Source organism: Kitasatospora sp. NPDC008115 (genome assembly GCF_042957205.1).
GTDB lineage: Bacteria > Actinomycetota > Actinomycetes > Streptomycetales > Streptomycetaceae > Kitasatospora.
Genome location: NZ_JBIBHU010000007.1, coordinates 218251 through 234413 on the forward strand (window position 1 = coordinate 218251; position 16163 = coordinate 234413).

Annotated in this window: 14 protein-coding genes; 10 read left to right on the forward strand and 4 right to left on the reverse strand. The window is 72.4% G+C overall.

What is annotated here, in order from left to right:
- Window position 1 precedes the first annotated feature (1 nt).
- Entirely contained in the window at window positions 2-487 is a 486-nt protein-coding gene (locus tag ACFZBX_RS12185; RefSeq protein WP_391533314.1) for a 2-oxo-4-hydroxy-4-carboxy-5-ureidoimidazoline decarboxylase, read from the reverse strand.
- A 310-nt stretch (window positions 488-797) separates the two neighbouring features.
- Window positions 798-1547, reverse strand: a complete 750-nt coding sequence (locus tag ACFZBX_RS12190; RefSeq protein WP_391533315.1) for an SDR family oxidoreductase — start codon at window positions 1545-1547, stop codon at window positions 798-800.
- Window positions 1548-1652: 105 nt separating this feature from the next.
- Between ACFZBX_RS12190 and ACFZBX_RS12195 the strand changes: the two genes are divergently transcribed.
- The 8 genes from ACFZBX_RS12195 to ACFZBX_RS12230 all read left to right on the forward strand — a co-directional run bounded on the left by ACFZBX_RS12195 (window position 1653) and on the right by ACFZBX_RS12230 (window position 12195).
- Entirely contained in the window at window positions 1653-3269 is a 1617-nt protein-coding gene (locus ACFZBX_RS12195) for a methylmalonyl-CoA mutase (RefSeq protein ID WP_391533317.1), read from the forward strand.
- 231 nt (window positions 3270-3500) lie between these two features.
- Complete coding sequence (locus ACFZBX_RS12200; protein ID WP_391533319.1) at window positions 3501-4754, forward strand: amidohydrolase; 1254 nt, start codon at window positions 3501-3503, stop codon at window positions 4752-4754.
- Between the two features lie 273 nt (window positions 4755-5027).
- Window positions 5028-6089, forward strand: a complete 1062-nt coding sequence (locus tag ACFZBX_RS12205; protein ID WP_391533321.1) for a BMP family protein — start codon at window positions 5028-5030, stop codon at window positions 6087-6089.
- Window positions 6090-6438: 349 nt separating this feature from the next.
- Entirely contained in the window at window positions 6439-7965 is a 1527-nt protein-coding gene (locus tag ACFZBX_RS12210; protein ID WP_391533396.1) for an ABC transporter ATP-binding protein, read from the forward strand.
- 5 nt (window positions 7966-7970) lie between these two features.
- Window positions 7971-9152: an ABC transporter permease gene (locus ACFZBX_RS12215; protein ID WP_391533323.1), complete on the forward strand. Its 1182-nt coding sequence runs from the start codon at window positions 7971-7973 to the stop codon at window positions 9150-9152.
- A complete protein-coding gene (locus ACFZBX_RS12220) occupies window positions 9149-10417 on the forward strand; it encodes an ABC transporter permease (RefSeq protein WP_391533325.1) in 1269 nt (422 codons plus the stop codon). The genes ACFZBX_RS12215 and ACFZBX_RS12220 overlap by 4 nt, the downstream gene beginning before the upstream one ends.
- On the forward strand, window positions 10414-10812 hold the full coding sequence (locus ACFZBX_RS12225) for a cytidine deaminase (RefSeq protein WP_391533327.1): 399 nt from the start codon (window positions 10414-10416) through the stop codon (window positions 10810-10812). Before ACFZBX_RS12220 ends, ACFZBX_RS12225 begins: the two co-directional genes overlap by 4 nt.
- A gap of 105 nt (window positions 10813-10917) precedes the next feature.
- On the forward strand, window positions 10918-12195 hold the full coding sequence (locus ACFZBX_RS12230) for a thymidine phosphorylase (protein WP_391533328.1): 1278 nt from the start codon (window positions 10918-10920) through the stop codon (window positions 12193-12195).
- 38 nt (window positions 12196-12233) lie between these two features.
- Here the strand turns inward: ACFZBX_RS12230 and ACFZBX_RS12235 are convergent, their stop codons facing one another.
- Both ACFZBX_RS12235 and ACFZBX_RS12240 read right to left on the reverse strand, forming a co-directional pair.
- Entirely contained in the window at window positions 12234-12383 is a 150-nt protein-coding gene (locus ACFZBX_RS12235; protein WP_391533329.1) for a hypothetical protein, read from the reverse strand.
- Between the two features lie 9 nt (window positions 12384-12392).
- The gene (locus ACFZBX_RS12240) at window positions 12393-13691 is read right to left on the reverse strand and encodes an MFS transporter (protein ID WP_391533331.1); all 1299 of its coding nucleotides are present in this window, start codon (window positions 13689-13691) and stop codon (window positions 12393-12395) included.
- Window positions 13692-13797: 106 nt separating this feature from the next.
- On the opposite strand from ACFZBX_RS12240, the gene ACFZBX_RS12245 reads away from it, so the two are divergent.
- Together ACFZBX_RS12245 and ACFZBX_RS12250 are read left to right on the forward strand one after the other, a co-directional pair.
- On the forward strand, window positions 13798-14751 hold the full coding sequence (locus ACFZBX_RS12245) for a LysR family transcriptional regulator (protein ID WP_391533332.1): 954 nt from the start codon (window positions 13798-13800) through the stop codon (window positions 14749-14751).
- Window positions 14752-14974: 223 nt separating this feature from the next.
- Entirely contained in the window at window positions 14975-16123 is a 1149-nt protein-coding gene (locus ACFZBX_RS12250; RefSeq protein WP_391533333.1) for an adenosine deaminase, read from the forward strand.
- Window positions 16124-16163: the final 40 nt, after the last annotated feature.

Below are 16163 nucleotides of genomic sequence, written 5' to 3' on the forward strand. Positions count from 1 at the left end.
GTCAGCGGGCCGCGGCCCCCGAATGGGTGGCGACCAGGTGCTCCAGGCGGGTGAGGGCGATCCGGCGCAGCTCGTCGGCGGCGACCAGGCGCTCCTCGTCGGGGTCGTTGGCGAGACGGGTGCGGATGGAACCGAGGACGGCGTCGAGCATCTCCTCGGCGTCGATGCCCTCCAGGCAGACCACGAAGACGTGGCCGAACCGGGCCTCGTACGCGGCGTGTGCCGCCCGAAGCGCGGTGTGCGCCGCCTGGCTGCCGGGTGCGCGCATGCCGAGGAGCGGCTGCGGCATCCAGCTCTCGTCCGCCAGCGCCTCGGCCAGGTCGGCCGGACGCAGGTCGTACGAGGCCTCGCTGGCGGCGGCGAGCAGGGACTCTATGTCGGGGTAGGGCCGGTGCGCGGTGAGCCGCAGGGCCCACCGGTGACTGCCGCAGCAGGCCAGCAGGGCCTCTTCCGCGGCTCCGGCGTCGGCCTCGTTGAATCGGTGCAACCCGAGGAGGGTCGGTTCGTCCCGGGGGTCGAGCCGCGGTGACGGGATGTCGCTGGCCAGCGGGTCCTCCTCGTGAGGGCGGGAAGGTGCCGGTGATGGGGGCGGTGGAGCGGTGGATGACGCGGCGGTGAAGCCAGGTGAAGTATGAGGCTGCGGAATGGCGTCCAATGCCCGTCCGGCTGTGGCTCAAAGGTAGTTGAGCGCTCATCAGTTGGGGAGGGCGCGCGCGGATTTCATCCGAACGAGCTATCAAGTTGTGACGTTGACGCCTCGGTGTCAGCGCCCTCCCCGTTCCCGCCGCTACGGAGCGTCAGGAGTGCTGCTCGCGGTGCACCTTGTGGTTGGCGGCCTGGGCGCGGGGGCGGACCACCAGGAGGTCGATGTTGACGTGCGACGGCCGGGTGACCGCCCAGGCGACGGTGTCGGCGATGTCCTCGGAGGTGAGCGGCTCGGCGACGCCCGCGTAGACGGCGGCGGCCTTCTCCTCGTCGCCGCGGAACCGGGTCACCGCGAAGCCCTCGGACTTCACCATGCCCGGGGCGATCTCGATCACCCGGATCGGCTCCCCGCACAGCTCCAGCCGGAGCGTCGCGGCGATGGTGTGCGCCGCGTGCTTGGCCGCCACGTAGCCGCCGCCGCCCTCGTACGCGGCCAGCGCGGCCGTCGAGGAGAGCACCAGGACGGTGCCGTCGCCGCTCGCCCGCAGGGCCGGCAGCAGCGCCTGGGTCATGTGCAGCACGCCGAGCACGTTGACCTGGTACATGGCCAGCCAGTCGGCCGGGTCGCCGGTCTCGACGCTCTCCGCGCCGATCGCCCCGCCGGCGTTGTTCACCAGCACGTCCACCCGGCCGACCCGCGCCGCGAAGGCGTCCACGGCGGCCCGGTCGGTGACGTCCAGGGTGTACGCCCGCCCGCCGGTCTCCTCGGCCAGCTCCTCGATCCGCTCGGTCCGGCGGGCGGTCAGCACCACCTCGAAGCCCTCGGCCGCGAGCCGGCGGGCGGTCGCCGCGCCGATCCCGCTGCTCGCACCGGTGACGACGGCCACCTTCTGCTCGGTCATAGCCACTCCTGAGATATCCCGGTCGGTTCAGCCGATCATCTCAAGGCCTCCGGCGCTACATTGCGAAGGGAGTGGACCCGCCCGCCGACCCCCGCGGAGGACCTCGTGACCGCCGACCCGCCCGCCGGACCGCGCCGCACCGAGTCCGGCTTCCCGTTCGAACCGGTGTACGGCCCCGAGTCCCTGGCCGGCCGGGACCGGGCCGAGCGGCTCGGCCGCCCCGGGGAGTACCCGTTCACCCGGGGGATCCACCCGACCATGTACACCGGCCGGCCGTGGACCGTGCGCCAGTACGCCGGCTTCGGCACCGCCGCCGAGTCCAACGCCCGCTACCGGCGGCTGATCGCCGGCGGCTCCACCGGCCTCTCGGTCGCCTTCGACCTGCCCACCCAGATGGGCTACGACTCGGACGCCCCGCTCGCCGCCGGCGAGGTCGGCCGGGTCGGGGTGGCGGTCGACAGCGTGGAGGACATGGCCGAGCTGTTCGCCGGCATCCCGCTCGGCGAGGTCTCCACCTCGATGACCATCAACGCCCCGGCCGCCGTCCTGCTGCTGCTCTACCAACTGGTCGGCGAGGCCCAGGGCGTCCCGCCGGCCCGGCTCACCGGCACGGTGCAGAACGACGTGCTGAAGGAGTACATCGCCCGCGGCACATACATCTTCCCGCCGCAGCCCTCGCTGCGGCTGGTCGCCGACCTCTTCCGGTACTGCCGCGCCGAGATCCCGCGCTGGAACACCATCTCGATCTCCGGCTACCACATGGCCGAGGCCGGGGCCACGCCCGCGCAGGAGATCGCCTTCACCCTGGCCGACGGCATCGCCTACGTACGCGCCGCGCTGGCCGCCGGGCTCGCGGTGGACGACTTCGCGCCCCGGCTCTCCTTCTTCTTCGTCGCCCGCAGCACCCTGCTGGAGGAGGTCGCCAAGTTCCGCGCCGCCCGCCGGATCTGGGCCCGGGTGATGCGCGAGGAGTTCGGCGCCCGCGACCCGCGCTCCCAGCGGCTGCGCTTCCACACCCAGACCGCCGGCGTCCAGCTCACCGCCCAGCAGCCCGAGGTGAACCTGGTCCGGGTCGCGGTGCAGGCGCTCGCCGCGGTGCTCGGCGGCACCCAGTCGCTGCACACCAACTCCTTCGACGAGGCGCTGGCGCTGCCCACCGAGAAGGCCGCCCGGCTCGCCCTGCGCACCCAGCAGGTGCTGGCCCACGAGACCGATGTGACCGCCACCGTCGACCCGTTCGCCGGCTCGTACGCGGTGGAGGCGCTGACCGACGAGGTGGAGGCCGCCGCGCTCGGCCTGATGGCGAGGGTCGAGGAGCTGGGCGGGGCGGTGGCCGCGATCGAGGCCGGGTACCAGAAGGCGGAGATCGAGCGCAGCGCCTACCGGATCCAGCGGGAGACCGAATCGGGCGCGCGCACGGTGGTCGGGGTCAACCGGTTCCGGCTGGAGCCCGGGGAGTCGGCGGCCGAGGAGCCGTACCGGCCGCTGCGGGTGGACCCGGCGGTCGAGGCCCGGCAGGCCGGCCGGCTGGCCCGGCTGCGGGCGGAGCGGGACGGCGCCGCGGTGGTCCGGGGGCTGGACGCGCTGCGCCGGGCCGCCGGGGGCGGGGACAACGTGCTGTACCCGATGCGCGAGGCGCTGGCCGCGCGGGCCACGGTCGGCGAGGTCTGCGACGCGCTGCGCGAGGTCTGGGGCCGGCACGTCCCGGTTGAACGCTTTTGAGCCATTGTCGGCGCGTCCGGAACGCGCACGGGGCCGTCCGCACCACCGTCAACCGGCCGGTGGAGCGCGCCGTGACGTTGATCGTCGGTGGTCGTTGCACAGGGCAGGCACCACGGGGAAGGCGGCTGAAACAAGATGTCATACCCACCAGCGCGGCCGGTATGCGCCCATCCGGGGACTTCTTTGCGGGAAGTCGGGCCAAATCCCCCCAACAGGCCTACCCTTGTTGAGATGAACCGTCGTGAGTCCGCCCAGTCGGCCGTCACCCTCACCGCTGCCCGCCCCGCCGCCGGTCTCCGCGACCGGGTACGGGAGCTGGAGCCCGAGCTGATCGCCTTCCGGCGGGACCTGCACCGGCACCCGGAGCTGGGCCGCCAGGAGTTCCGAACCACCGGCCTGCTGCGCGACCGCCTGGCCGCCGCCGGCCTCGCCCCCCGGGTCCTCCCGGGCGGCACCGGAATGCTCGTCGACATCGTTCCCGAGTCCGCCCCGCCCGGCGCGGAGTTCCTCGCCTTCCGCGCCGACATCGACGCCCTGCCGATCGACGACGCCAAGACCGACGTCCCCTACCGTTCGAGCGTCCCCGGCCGGGCCCACGCCTGCGGCCACGACGTGCACACCTCGGTGGTGCTCGGCACCGCGCTGGTGCTCGCCGAGTCGGCCCGCACCGGTGAGCTGCGCCGCCCGGTCCGGATGGTCTTCCAGCCCGCCGAGGAGGTCATGCCCGGCGGCGCGCTGGACGTGATCGCGGCCGGCGGGATGGAGGGCGTCGGCCGGATCTTCGCCGTGCACTGCGACCCCAAGGTCGAGGTGGGCCGGGTCGGCCTGCGGGTCGGGGCGATCACCTCGGCCTGCGACCGCCTGGTGCTCCACCTGGACGGCCCCGGCGGCCACACGGCCCGCCCGCACCTGACCACCGACCTGGTCACCGCGGTCGCCCGCACCGCCGCCGAGCTGCCGGCCGCGCTGGCCCGCCGGATGGACCCGCGCTGGGGCGTCTCGCTGGTCTGGGGCCGGATCGCCGCCGGCTCCGCGCCCAACGTCATCCCGCAGCACGCGGAGCTGGAGGGCACCGTCCGCTGCCTGGAGCTGGCCGGCTGGCGGGAGGCGCCGGACCTGCTGCACGAGCTGATCGCCCGGCTCGCCGAGACCTACCGCGCGAAGTGGACGCTCGACTACCACCGGGGCGTGCCGCCGGTGGTCAACGAGGCGGTCTCGGTGGGGCTGCTGGAGGCCGCGATGACCGCGCGCTTCGGGCAGGACGGCGCCGAGGTGGTCGAGGACACCGAGCAGTCGCTCGGCGGGGAGGACTTCTCCTGGTACCTGGAGCACGCCCCCGGCGCGCTGGCCCGGCTCGGCGTGCGGGCCCCCGGCGACACCACCGTGCGCGATCTGCACCAGGGCCGCTTCGACGTGGACGAGCGGGCGATCGCGATCGGCGTGGAGCTGTTCACCGCGCTGGCGCTGGAGCCCGGCACGCTCTGACACCGTCACACCGTGTGTGGCCACGGGAACCGGACACTCCTCAAAGGTGTCCGGTTTCGCCGTGAATGCCCCGTTTATTCGGGGTTCCGTACACTGGGCTGCGCCAGTTTTCAGCACCGTTGGCGAACGGGAAAGGAGCGTCGGAGCGGCCGTGAGACCACGGTTTGATAACAACCCGAATGCTCCGGCGGCCCGTAACACAACCGTGTTCTACGCGCGTTACGGTGGCGTCCGACCACGCTAAACGGGTGCGTGTGAGAAGGAGATACTCCCTTGCGCCGTTCTACTAAGCTCGCTGCGGTTGTGCTCTCGGGTTCCCTGGGCATCGCCTCGCTCGCCGCTTGCGGCGCAAAGAGCAACGACACCACCGCCTCCTCCGGCTCGTCCGACGGTGGCATGAAGGTCGGCATGGCCTACGACATCGGCGGCCGTGGCGACCAGTCCTTCAACGACTCCGCGGCCCGCGGCCTGGACAAGGCCAAGAGCGAGCTGGGTGTCGCGGTCACCGAGGCCGACGCCAAGACCGGTGAGGCGGAGGCCGACAAGGAGACCCGCCTCAAGAACCTGGTCACCGCGGGCTACAACCCGATCATCGCCGTCGGCTTCGTCTACCAGGCCGCCGTCGAGAAGGTCGCCAAGGACAACCCGAACACCAAGTTCGCGATCATCGACTCGGCCTCCGACACCCAGCCGGCCAACGTCACCTCGCTGACCTTCTCGGAGCAGGAGGGCTCGTACCTGGCCGGTGTGGCCGCCGCCCTCAAGTCCAAGAACAAGCACGTCGGCTTCATCGGCGGTGTGCAGTCCGAGCTGATCAAGAAGTTCGAGGCCGGCTACCGCGCGGGCGTCAAGTCCGTCGACCCGAACATCCCGGTCGAGGTCACCTACCTGACCACCCCGCCGGACTTCTCCGGCTTCGCCGCGCCCGACAAGGGCAAGGAGGCCGCGCAGGGCCAGCTCGACAAGAAGGCCGACGTCATCTACACCGCCGCCGGCTCCTCCGGCAACGGTGCCATCGAGGCCGTCGCCAACGCCGGCGCCCTGGCCATCGGCGTCGACTCCGACCAGGCCGCCCAGCCCGCCCTGGCGAAGTACAAGAACAGCATCATGACCTCGATGGTCAAGAACGTCGACAACGCCGTCTTCGCGTACGTCGAGTCCATCAAGAAGGGCCAGCCCTTCACCGGTGTGAAGAACTTCGACCTCAAGGCCGACGGTGTCTCGCTCGCCACCACCGGCGGCAAGATCGACGACATCAAGGGCAAGCTCGACGAGGCCGCCGCCGCCATCAAGAGCGGCCAGACCACCGTCCCGACCGACCCGTCGAAGCTGTAAGGCTCCAGGGCTCGACCGGACGTCGCTGCCGCTGCCGCCTGCCCGGCAGCGCCATGATGGACGCAACATAGGGAGGGGCCCGGAAGGGTGCGCTCAGTGCGTACCCCCGGGCCCCGACCCGTCCCCGAACCTTTTCCCGCTTTTGGCCCTCCAGCGCAACGACGCGCCTCCAGACCACCAGGAGACCGCCATCACCGCATCCGACCCCGCCCCGAATACGGGCGGTAACCCCAGCGCGGGGACGGCGACACCGGCCGTCGAACTGCGCGGAATCACCAAGCGCTTCCCCGGCGTCGTGGCCAACCACGACATCAACCTCACCGTCCGCACCGGCACCGTGCACGCCCTGATGGGCGAGAACGGCGCCGGCAAGTCGACGCTGATGAAGATCCTCTACGGCATGCAGAAGCCGGACGAGGGCACCATCGCGATCAACGGCGAGCAGTGCGAGTTCAACACCCCGGGCGACGCCATCGCGCGCGGCATCGGCATGGTGCACCAGCACTTCATGCTCGCCGACAACCTGACCGTCCTGGAGAACGTCGTCCTCGGCGGCGAGCACCTGTACGGGATCGGGGCCAAGGCCAGGGAGAAGATCAAGGAGATCTCCGACCAGTACGGCCTGGGCGTGCGCCCGGACGCCCTGGTCGAGGACCTCGGGGTGGCCGACCGCCAGCGCGTCGAGATCCTCAAGGTGCTCTACCGCGGGGCCAAGATCCTCATCCTCGACGAGCCCACGGCCGTACTCGTCCCGCAGGAGGTCGACGCGCTGTTCGACAACCTGCGGGAGCTGAAGTCCGAGGGCGTCACCGTCATCTTCATCTCGCACAAGCTGCACGAGGTGCTCTCGGTGGCCGACGCGATCAGCGTCATCCGCCGCGGCACCACCGTCGGCGACGCCGACCCGAAGGGCGTGACCGCCCGCCAGCTCGCCGAGCTGATGGTCGGCGCCGAGCTGCCCTCCCCGGAGAGCCGCGAGTCGACCGTCACCACCGACGAGATGCTGCGCGTCGACGGCCTGCGGATCGCCAAGACCGACGCCGAGGGCATCGAGCGCGTCGTCCTGGACGACATCTCGCTGCGCATCCACAAGGGCGAGATCCTCGGCATCGCCGGTGTCGAGGGCAACGGCCAGGCCGAACTGGTCGAGGCCATCATGGGCATGCTCCCGCTGGACGCCGGCTCCGTCACCCTGGACGGCAAGGACCTCTCCGGCACCCTCACCCGGGCCCGCCGCGAGGCCGGCATCGGCTACATCCCCGAGGACCGCCACCGGCACGGCCTGCTGCTGGAGGCCCCGCTCTGGGAGAACCGGATCCTCGGCCACGTCAGCGAGCGCCCCAACTCCAGGGGCGTGCTGCTCGACCCGGCCGCCGCCCGCAAGGACACCCAGCGGATCGTCGAGGAGTACGACGTCCGCACCCCCGGCATCGAGGTCACCGCGGCCTCCCTCTCCGGCGGCAACCAGCAGAAGCTGATCATCGGCCGCGAGATGAGCCACGAGCCCAAGCTGCTGATCGCCGCCCACCCCACCCGCGGCGTGGACGTCGGCGCCCAGGCACAGATCTGGGAGCACATCCGGGTCGCCCAGCGGGCCGGCCTCGCCGTGCTGCTGATCTCCGCCGACCTCGACGAGCTGATCGGCCTCTCCGACACCATCCGGGTGATCTACCGCGGCCGGCTGGTCGCCGACGCCGACCCGGGGACCGTGACCGCCGAGGACCTCGGCACCGCGATGACCGGCGCCGCCAGCGGCCACATCGAGTCCGAGCCGGAGGCGCTCGCCGAGGCGCAGGCCCTCGCGGCCGAGGGCACCGAGGCCGCGCCGTCCGACGCCCCCACCGACACCGCCGACGACCAGCAGGCGGGGGAGTAGCCCACATGACCAGTCCCAAGCCCGCTCCCGCCGCGGCCCCCGCCAAGGGCGGCCTGGCGCAGCGGTTCAGCGGCGAGAAGATCGTGCTCGCCCTCGCGGCGCCGGTGCTCGCCGTCGTGCTGTCCGTCGTCATCTGCTCGCTGCTGCTGGCGACCTCCGGCAAGAACCCGTTCGACGCCTGGAACGTGATGATCACGTACGGCACCAAGTCGGACGGCCAGGTGGCCATCATCAACCGGTCCACCACGTACTACCTCGCCGCCGCGGCCGCCGCCTTCGGCTTCCGCATGAACCTCTTCAACATCGGCGTCGAGGGCCAGTACAAGCTCGCCGCGCTGTTCGCCGCCTTCGTCGGCAGCCAGGTCGACCTCCCGGCGGTCATCCAGGTCCCGCTGCTGCTGGTGACCGCGATGCTGGTCGGCGGCATGTGGGCGGCCGTCGCCGGCCTGCTGAAGGTCTACCGCGGCGTCAGCGAGGTCATCTCGACCATCATGCTGAACTCGATCGCCACCGCGGTGGTCGGCCTGCTGCTCGTCCCCGGCATCTTCGCGCCGGAGAAGGGCACCACCAGCAACGCGATCCAGACCACCCCGATCTCGGAGTCCAGCCGGTTCTTCTCGATCAACACCGACGGCGGCCCGCTCTGGGGCTTCGTCGTCATCGCGGTCGTGGTCGGCGTGGCCTTCCAGTTCACCCTGAACCGCACCCGCTTCGGCTTCGACCTGCGCGCCACCGGCCGCTCGGAGACCGCGGCCACCGCCTCGGGCGTCAACGTCAAGCGCATGGTCGTCACCTCGATGGTGGTCTCCGGCGCGCTGGCCGGCCTGATCGGCCTGCCGGAGCTGATGCAGAACTCCTACTACTTCGGCCAGAGCTTCCAGGCGGGCCTCGGCTTCCTGGGCATCTCGGTCGCCCTGCTCGGGCGCAACAGCCCGATCGGCATGGTGTTCGCCGCCCTGCTCTTCGCCTTCCTCGACGCCACCGGCTCCCAGCTGCCGCTGCCGCAGAACGGTGAGTTCCCGTTCGAGATCGTCGACGTCATGAAGGGCACCATCGTCATCTGCGTCGTCGTCGCCTACGAGCTGGTCCGCCGCTACGGCCTGAAGCGCCAGCAGCAGAAGGTCGGCGCCGAGCTCGCCGCACAGGCTGCCGCCGCGGCCGCCCAGAAGAAGGAGGTGTCGGCATGAGTACCGCAACCGCTGTTCGCGCCAAGACGCCCGGCGGCGCGCCCGCCAAGAAGCGCAAGCTGTCCTGGCCGGTGGTGCTGCTGCTGATCGCGGGCGCCCTCGTCCTCTTCTCGGCCGTCGGCATGATCACCGACAACCACGCGCTGACCTCCTCCGGCCAGATCACCGCGGCGCTCGGCGCGGCGGTCCCGATCGGCATGGCCGGTCTCGGCGGCCTCTGGTCCGAGCGGGCCGGCGTCGTCAACATCGGCCTCGAAGGCATGATGGTCGCCGGCACCTTCGCCGGCGCCTGGGGCGGCTACCTGGTCAACCCCTGGTTCGGCCTGGTGGCCGGCATGCTCGGCGGTGCGCTCGGCGGCCTGCTGCACGCCGTCATCACGGTGACCTTCGGCGTCGACCACATCGTCTCCGGCGTCGGCATCAACCTGCTGATCCCCGGCATCTGCGCGTACGTCAACCGGATCTACTACAAGGACTACATCGCCTTCGGCGCCGGTGCGAACCAGTCGCCGCCGGCCGATCCGCTGCCGTACATCACCGTCCCCGGCCTGTCCTCCGGCCTGAAGGACATCGAGGCCCACCACTGGTTCCTGGTCTCCGACGTCGCCGGCGTGCTGGGCGGCCTGGTCACCAACCTGTCGGTGGTCGTGGTCCTGGCCGGCGCGCTGATCGTCGCCAGCTACTTCGCCCTCTGGCGGACCGTCTTCGGCCTGCGGCTGCGCTCCTGCGGTGAGAACCCGACCGCCGCCGAGTCGCTGGGCGTCAACGTCTACAAGTACAAGTACCTGGCGGTCATCGCCTCGGGCGCCTTCGCGGGCCTCGGCGGCGCGTACCTCTCGCTGGTCGCCGCGCACTTCTACAAGGACGGCCAGACCCTGGGCCGCGGCTTCATCGGCCTCGCCGCGATGATCTTCGGCAACTGGATGCCGGGCGGCCTCGCCGTCGGCGCCGGCCTGTTCGGCTTCACCGACAGCCTCCAGCTGCGCGACCCGGAGTCGGTCCACGTGCTGATCCTGGTGGTCGCCATCGCGATGGTGCTGCTGGCGGCCTGGCACCTGTACCGCCGCAAGTACACCTCGGCGCTGATCACCGCGGTGGTCTCCGGCGGCCTGTTCGTCTGGTACTTCACCACCGAGGAGGTGCAGCGTCCGCTGATCGTCGCCACGCCGTACGTGATCACCCTGGTGGTGCTCTCGCTGGCCTCGCAGCGACTGCGGCCGCCGAAGGCCGACGGCCAGATCTACCGCAAGGGAGAGGGCAAGTGACGCCCGCCGCCGAGGCGGTGGACTGGGCCGCGCTGCGGGCGGCGGCGCGCGAGGCGATGAGCCACGCGTACGCGCCCTACAGCAGGTTCCCGGTCGGCGCCGCCGCCCTGGTGGACGACGGCCGGGTGGTCACCGGCTGCAACGTGGAGAACGCCTCGTACGGGCTCGGCCTGTGTGCCGAGTGCGGCCTGGTCTCCGCGCTGCACGCCGGCGGCGGCGGCCGGCTGACCGCGTTCACCTGTGTGGACGGGGCCGGGGCGCTGCTGATGCCGTGCGGCCGCTGCCGTCAGCTGCTGTACGAGCACGGCGGGCCGGACCTGCTGATCGAGCTGCCGTCCGGCGTGCGGCCGATGAGTGACGTCCTGCCCGACGCGTTCGGGCCGGAGCGGCTCTAGCACCAGCGTTTGTTACGCGCGTAGAGTGTCGCGAGCGGGGATTTCCGCCCTGTTTCGCGACACTCTTCGCTTTTCCGAACCCCATCCGGGAGCAATGGAGCAACCATGGACGCCATCTCCGTCATCAGGACCAAGCGCGACCGCGGAGAGCTGAGCGACGCTCAGATCGACTGGGTCATCGACGCCTACACCCGCGGCGAGGTCGCCGACGAGCAGATGTCCGCCCTGGCCATGGCCATCCTGCTGAACGGCATGAACCCGGGCGAGATCAGCCGCTGGACGGACGCGATGATCCGCTCCGGCGTCCGGATGGACTTCTCCTCGCTGGCGCAGCCCACCAGCGACAAGCACTCCACCGGCGGCGTCGGCGACAAGATCACCCTGCCGCTCGCCCCGCTGGTCGCCGCCTGCGGCGCCGCCGTCCCGCAGCTGTCCGGCCGCGGCCTCGGCCACACCGGAGGCACCCTCGACAAGCTGGAGTCCATCCCCGGCTGGCGCGCCCTGCTGTCCAACGAGGAGATGCTGGCGGTCCTGCGGGACACCGGCGCGGTCATCTGCGCCGCCGGCGACGGCCTCGCCCCGGCCGACAAGAAGCTGTACGCGCTGCGCGACGTCACCGGCACCGTCGAGGCGATCCCGCTGATCGCCTCCTCGATCATGTCCAAGAAGATCGCCGAGGGCACCGGCGCGCTGGTCCTCGACGTGAAGGTCGGCTCCGGCGCCTTCATGAAGAACATCGACGACGCCCGCGAACTGGCCCGCACCATGGTCGGCCTCGGCACCTCGGCCGGCGTCAACACCGTCGCCCTGCTCACCGACATGTCCACCCCGCTCGGCCTCACCGCCGGCAACGCGCTGGAGGTCCGCGAGTCGGTCGAGGTGCTGGCCGGCGGCGGCCCGGCCGACGTCGTCGAGCTCACCCTGGCGCTGGCCCGCGAGATGCTCGCCGCCGCGGGCGTGCACGGCAAGGACCCGGCCGACGCGCTGCGCGACGGCTCGGCGATGGACCACTGGCGCCGCATGATCGCCGCCCAGGGCGGCGACGTCGACGCCCCGCTGCCGGTCGCCCGCGAGCGGCACGTCGTCCCGGCCCCGGCGTCCGGCGTGCTCACCCGGCTGGACGCCTACGCGGTGGGCGTCTGCGCCTGGCGCCTCGGCGCCGGCCGCGCCCGCAAGGAGGACCCGGTGCAGGCCGGCGCCGGCGTCGAGATGCACGCCAAGCCCGGCGACACCGTGGTGGCCGGCCAGCCCCTGCTGACCCTGCACACCGACACCCCCGAGCGCTTCGACTACGCCCTTGAGGCTCTCACCGGCGGCATCGACGTCGCCCCCGCCGGCACCCCGTTCACCCCGACCCCGATCGTCCTGGACCGCATCGCCTGACGTGACGTCCGGCCGGCGGTCTGCTCGGGTGCGCCGGATCAGGCGTACGTGAGCAGACCGCCGGGTGGGCCAAGGGCCTGGTCGGCCTCGGCTTCCTTGCCCTGCCAGGCCGGACTCCAGAACCATTCCTGGTCCTGGTCCGGCGTGCTCGGCGAGCGGGGCTGACGGCGGTGCCTCTGGTCTTCCACGCAGCGGCGCTACCGGGCGGGGAGTCCACCCGGCAGTCCTTCGCCCCTGCGGGTGGCGGTGTGGGCCTGGTGGGTGGCGTAGAGGGTGATGGCGGCGGCGAGGGTCATGGCGGTGAGGCCGATGGCGGCGGCGCCGGGCCAGCCGGTGGCGTGGTAGGCGTCGGCGCCGATGGTGCCGCCGAGGCTGTTGCCCAGGTAGTAGGCGATCAGGTAGAGCGCGGAGGCCTGGGCGCGGCCCTCGGTGGCGGTGCGGCCGACGGCCGCGGAGGCGGTGGCGTGGCCGGCGAAGAAGCCGGCGGTGATCAGCACCAGGCCGAGCAGGGTGAGGACCAGGGAGTCGGCGAGGGAGAGCAGTAGCCCGAGGGCGGTGGTGCCGATCGCGACGTACAGCGCGCCGCGGCGGCCGAGCCGGGCGGCCAGGCGGCCCGCGGCGGCGGAGGTGCCGGTGCCGACCAGGTACACCACGAAGATCGAGGCGGCGATCGACTCCGGCAGGTGGAAGGGCGCGCCGATCAGCCGGTAGCCGACGGTGTTGTAGACCGCGCCGAACACGGCCATGAACAGCAGCCCCAGCGCGTACAGCCGCAGCAGCAGCGGGTTGCGCAGGTGCCGGCCGACGGTGCGGGCGAGGGCGCGGGCGTCCACCGGGGCCGGGGTGAAGTGCCGGGCGGCGGGGATGAGCAGCCGGAACGCCAGGGCGGCGAGCAGGGCGAGGGCGGCGGAGGCGGCGAGCCCCCAGCGCCAGCCGAAGCCGGCCGCGACCCAGCCGGAGAGCAGCCGTCCGCCCATGCCGCCGATGCTGTTGCCCGCCACGTACAGGCCCATCGCGGAGGCCAGCGCGGAGGGGTGGACCTCCTCGGCGAGGTAGGCCATCGCGGTGGCGGGCAGTCCGGCGAGCGCGGCGCCCTGGAGCACCCGGAGCACGACGAGTGTGGTGAGGTCCGGCGCGAACGGCAGGGCGAGCGCGAGGGTGGAGGCGGCGAGGGTGGAGGCCGTCATCACGGTGGTGCGGCCGTACCGGTCGGAGAGCGCGCTCGCGGGGAGCAGGGCGAGGGCCAGGCCGAGGGTGGCGGCGGAGGCCGTCCAGCTGGCCTGGCCGGGGGTGAGGGCGAGGTCGTCCGAGAGGACCGGCAGCAGGCCCTGGGTGGAGTAGAGGAGGACGAAGGTCGCGATACCGGCCGCGAACAGGGCGAGGTTGGCGCGGCGGAAGGAGCGCTGGCCGGGACGGTGGCGTTCGTCGGCGCGGGGCATCGGCAGGGTGAGGGCGTCCGGCGTGGCCGCGGACGCCCCGGTACTGGAGGGCTGCATGACGTCGACGTTAGAACCGGCCAGGTTGATGCGTCCAATGCATGAAACGTCCATAATCCATGCGCAGGCGTATCAGCAGAGCATGTGGTGACGACAGGAGGGCATGATGGCCACTGGTGCGGAGCCGACCCGGCTCGCGGAGCTGGGACCGGAGCTGCCCGCGGTGCAATTCGCCCCGCTGCTCGCCCAGTTCGCGGCGGTCGCCCGGCTGGAGCACGTGACGCAGGCGGCGGCGCTGCTGGCGATGCCGCAGCCGACGCTGTCCCGGGCGGTGGCCCGGCTGGAGGCGGAGTTGGGCGTCGACCTGCTGGCCCGGCAGGGCCGGACGGTCCGGCTGACCCGGGCGGGCCGGCTGCTGCTGGCCTCGGTGGAGCGGGCGCTGGCCGAGGTCGAGCGCGGCGCCGAGGCGGCGCGGGCGGAGGCCGATCCGGCGACCGGCCGGGTGGCGTTCGGCTTCCTGCACACCATGGGGACGGACGCGGTGCCCGCCCTGCTGCGGGACTTCCGGGCGGCGTACCCGCTGGTGCGGTTCCAGCTGGTGCAGGACTACGTGGGCGCGATGCTGGAGCGGCTGCGCGCGGGGGAGCTGGACCTGTGCCTGGTCGCGCCGGTCCCGGACGACGACCCGGCGCTGGCCGCCCGCCGACTGGACGAGCAGCGGCTGCACCTGGTGGTCCCGGCGGACCACCGGCTGGCCGGGCGCCGCCGGATCCGGCTGGCGGAGGTGGCCGAGGAGCCGTTCGTCGGGCTGGAGCCGGGCTACGGGCTGCGGGCGATCACGGACGGCTTCTGCGCGGAGGCCGGGTTCGCGCCGCGGATCGCGTTCGAGGGGGAGGAGGCGGAGACGCTGCGCGGGCTGGTGGCGGCCGGGCTGGGAGTGGCGCTGCTGCCGCCCGCGCTGGTGCCGCGGCCGGGGGTGGTGGAACTGGAGGTGACGGCGCCGCGCACCCGGCGGGCGATCGGGCTGGCGTGGGCGGCGGGGCGGCCGCTGACGCCGCCGGCGGCGGCGTTCCGGGACTTCGTGCTGTCGCGGCGGGGGCGGTTGCTGGCGCACGACTGAGGGCGCGCCGTTGCGGGCGCGCCCTTGCGCGCGCGCCGTCGAGGGTGTGCCGCCGAGGGGCGCGTGACGGAGGCGCGCGACCGGGCTCGCGGCGGCGTTCCGGGGCGCGGACCGGCGGGTAGGTTGCCCGGATCGTCCCTTTGGTGGAATTCCCGGTGGACATTGGGTGATTCGGGCCCCTGGACGGTGGCCTGTCTACGCGCGTAGGAGCTACACTCCCGCAATGGAGAAGCAGATCCCCGTCACCACCGCGGGCACCGGCCCCCGGATTCCCACCCCCGACCAGATCGCCCGCGCGCCGAAGGTGCTCCTGCACGACCACCTCGACGGCGGCCTGCGCCCCGAGACCGTGGTCGAGCTGGCCGCCGCCGTCGGCTACGAGGGCCTCCCGGCCACCGACCCCAAGGACCTCGGCACCTGGTTCCGCGAGGCCGCCGACTCCGGCTCGCTGGTCCGCTACCTGGAGACCTTCGCCCACACCTGCGCCGTCATGCAGACCCGCGAGGCCCTGATCAAGGTCGCCGCCGACTGCGCCGAGGACCTCGCCGCCGACGGCGTCGTCTACGCCGAGGTCCGCTACGCCCCCGAGCAGCACCTGGAGCGCGGCCTGACCCTGGACGAGGTCGTCGAGGCCGTCCAGGAGGGCTTCCGGCTCGGCGAGGCCAACGCCCGCGCCGCCGGCCACCGCATCCGGATCGGCACCCTGATCACCGCGATGCGGCACGCCGCGCGCTCGTCGGAGATCGCCGAACTGGCCAACCGCCACCGCGACGCCGGCGTGGTCGGCTTCGACATCGCCGGCGCCGAGGCGGGCTTCCCGCCCACCCGCCACCAGGCCGCCTTCGACTACCTCAAGGGCGAGAACAACCACTTCACCATCCACGCGGGCGAGGCCTTCGGCCTGCCGTCGATCTGGGAGGCCCTGCAGTGCTGCGGCGCCGACCGCCTCGGCCACGGCGTGCGGATCGTCGACGACATCACGGTCGAGGAGGACGGCACCGTCAAGCTGGGCCGGCTCGCCGCGTACGTGCGCGACAAGCGCATCCCGCTGGAGATGTGCCCGACCTCCAACCTGCAGACCGGCGCGGCCACTTCGTACGCCGAGCACCCGATCGGGCTGCTCAGCCGGCTGAAGTTCCGGGTCACCGTGAACACCGACAACCGGCTGATGAGCGGCACCAGCATGAGCCGCGAGTTCGCGCACCTGGTCGAGGCCTTCGGCTACACGCTGGGGGACCTGGAGTGGTTCACCGTGAACGCGATGAAGTCGGCCTTCCTGCCGTTCGACGAGCGGCTCGCGATGATCAACGACGTGATCAAGCCGGGTTACGCCGAGCTCAAGGCCGAGTGGCTGTTCAGCGCCGGAAGCTGAGCGGGGTCGCTGTGGTCGGATGAACGCCACTGCCCACCAA

What these genes read in the sequence shown, in the direction of transcription:
- ACFZBX_RS12190 (WP_391533315.1), bottom strand. Translation starts at nt 1,547, where the DNA reads ATGACCGAGCAGAAGGTGGCCGTCGTCACCGGTGCGAGCAGCGGGATC.
- ACFZBX_RS12200 (WP_391533319.1), top strand. Translation starts at nt 3,501, where the DNA reads ATGAACCGTCGTGAGTCCGCCCAGTCGGCCGTCACCCTCACCGCTGCC.
- ACFZBX_RS12210 (WP_391533396.1), top strand. Translation starts at nt 6,439, where the DNA reads ATGGGCGAGAACGGCGCCGGCAAGTCGACGCTGATGAAGATCCTCTAC.
- ACFZBX_RS12215 (WP_391533323.1), top strand. Translation starts at nt 7,971, where the DNA reads ATGACCAGTCCCAAGCCCGCTCCCGCCGCGGCCCCCGCCAAGGGCGGC.
- ACFZBX_RS12220 (WP_391533325.1), top strand. Translation starts at nt 9,149, where the DNA reads ATGAGTACCGCAACCGCTGTTCGCGCCAAGACGCCCGGCGGCGCGCCC.
- ACFZBX_RS12230 (WP_391533328.1), top strand. Translation starts at nt 10,918, where the DNA reads ATGGACGCCATCTCCGTCATCAGGACCAAGCGCGACCGCGGAGAGCTG.
- ACFZBX_RS12240 (WP_391533331.1), bottom strand. Translation starts at nt 13,691, where the DNA reads ATGCAGCCCTCCAGTACCGGGGCGTCCGCGGCCACGCCGGACGCCCTC.
- ACFZBX_RS12245 (WP_391533332.1), top strand. Translation starts at nt 13,798, where the DNA reads ATGGCCACTGGTGCGGAGCCGACCCGGCTCGCGGAGCTGGGACCGGAG.
- ACFZBX_RS12250 (WP_391533333.1), top strand. Translation starts at nt 14,975, where the DNA reads ATGGAGAAGCAGATCCCCGTCACCACCGCGGGCACCGGCCCCCGGATT.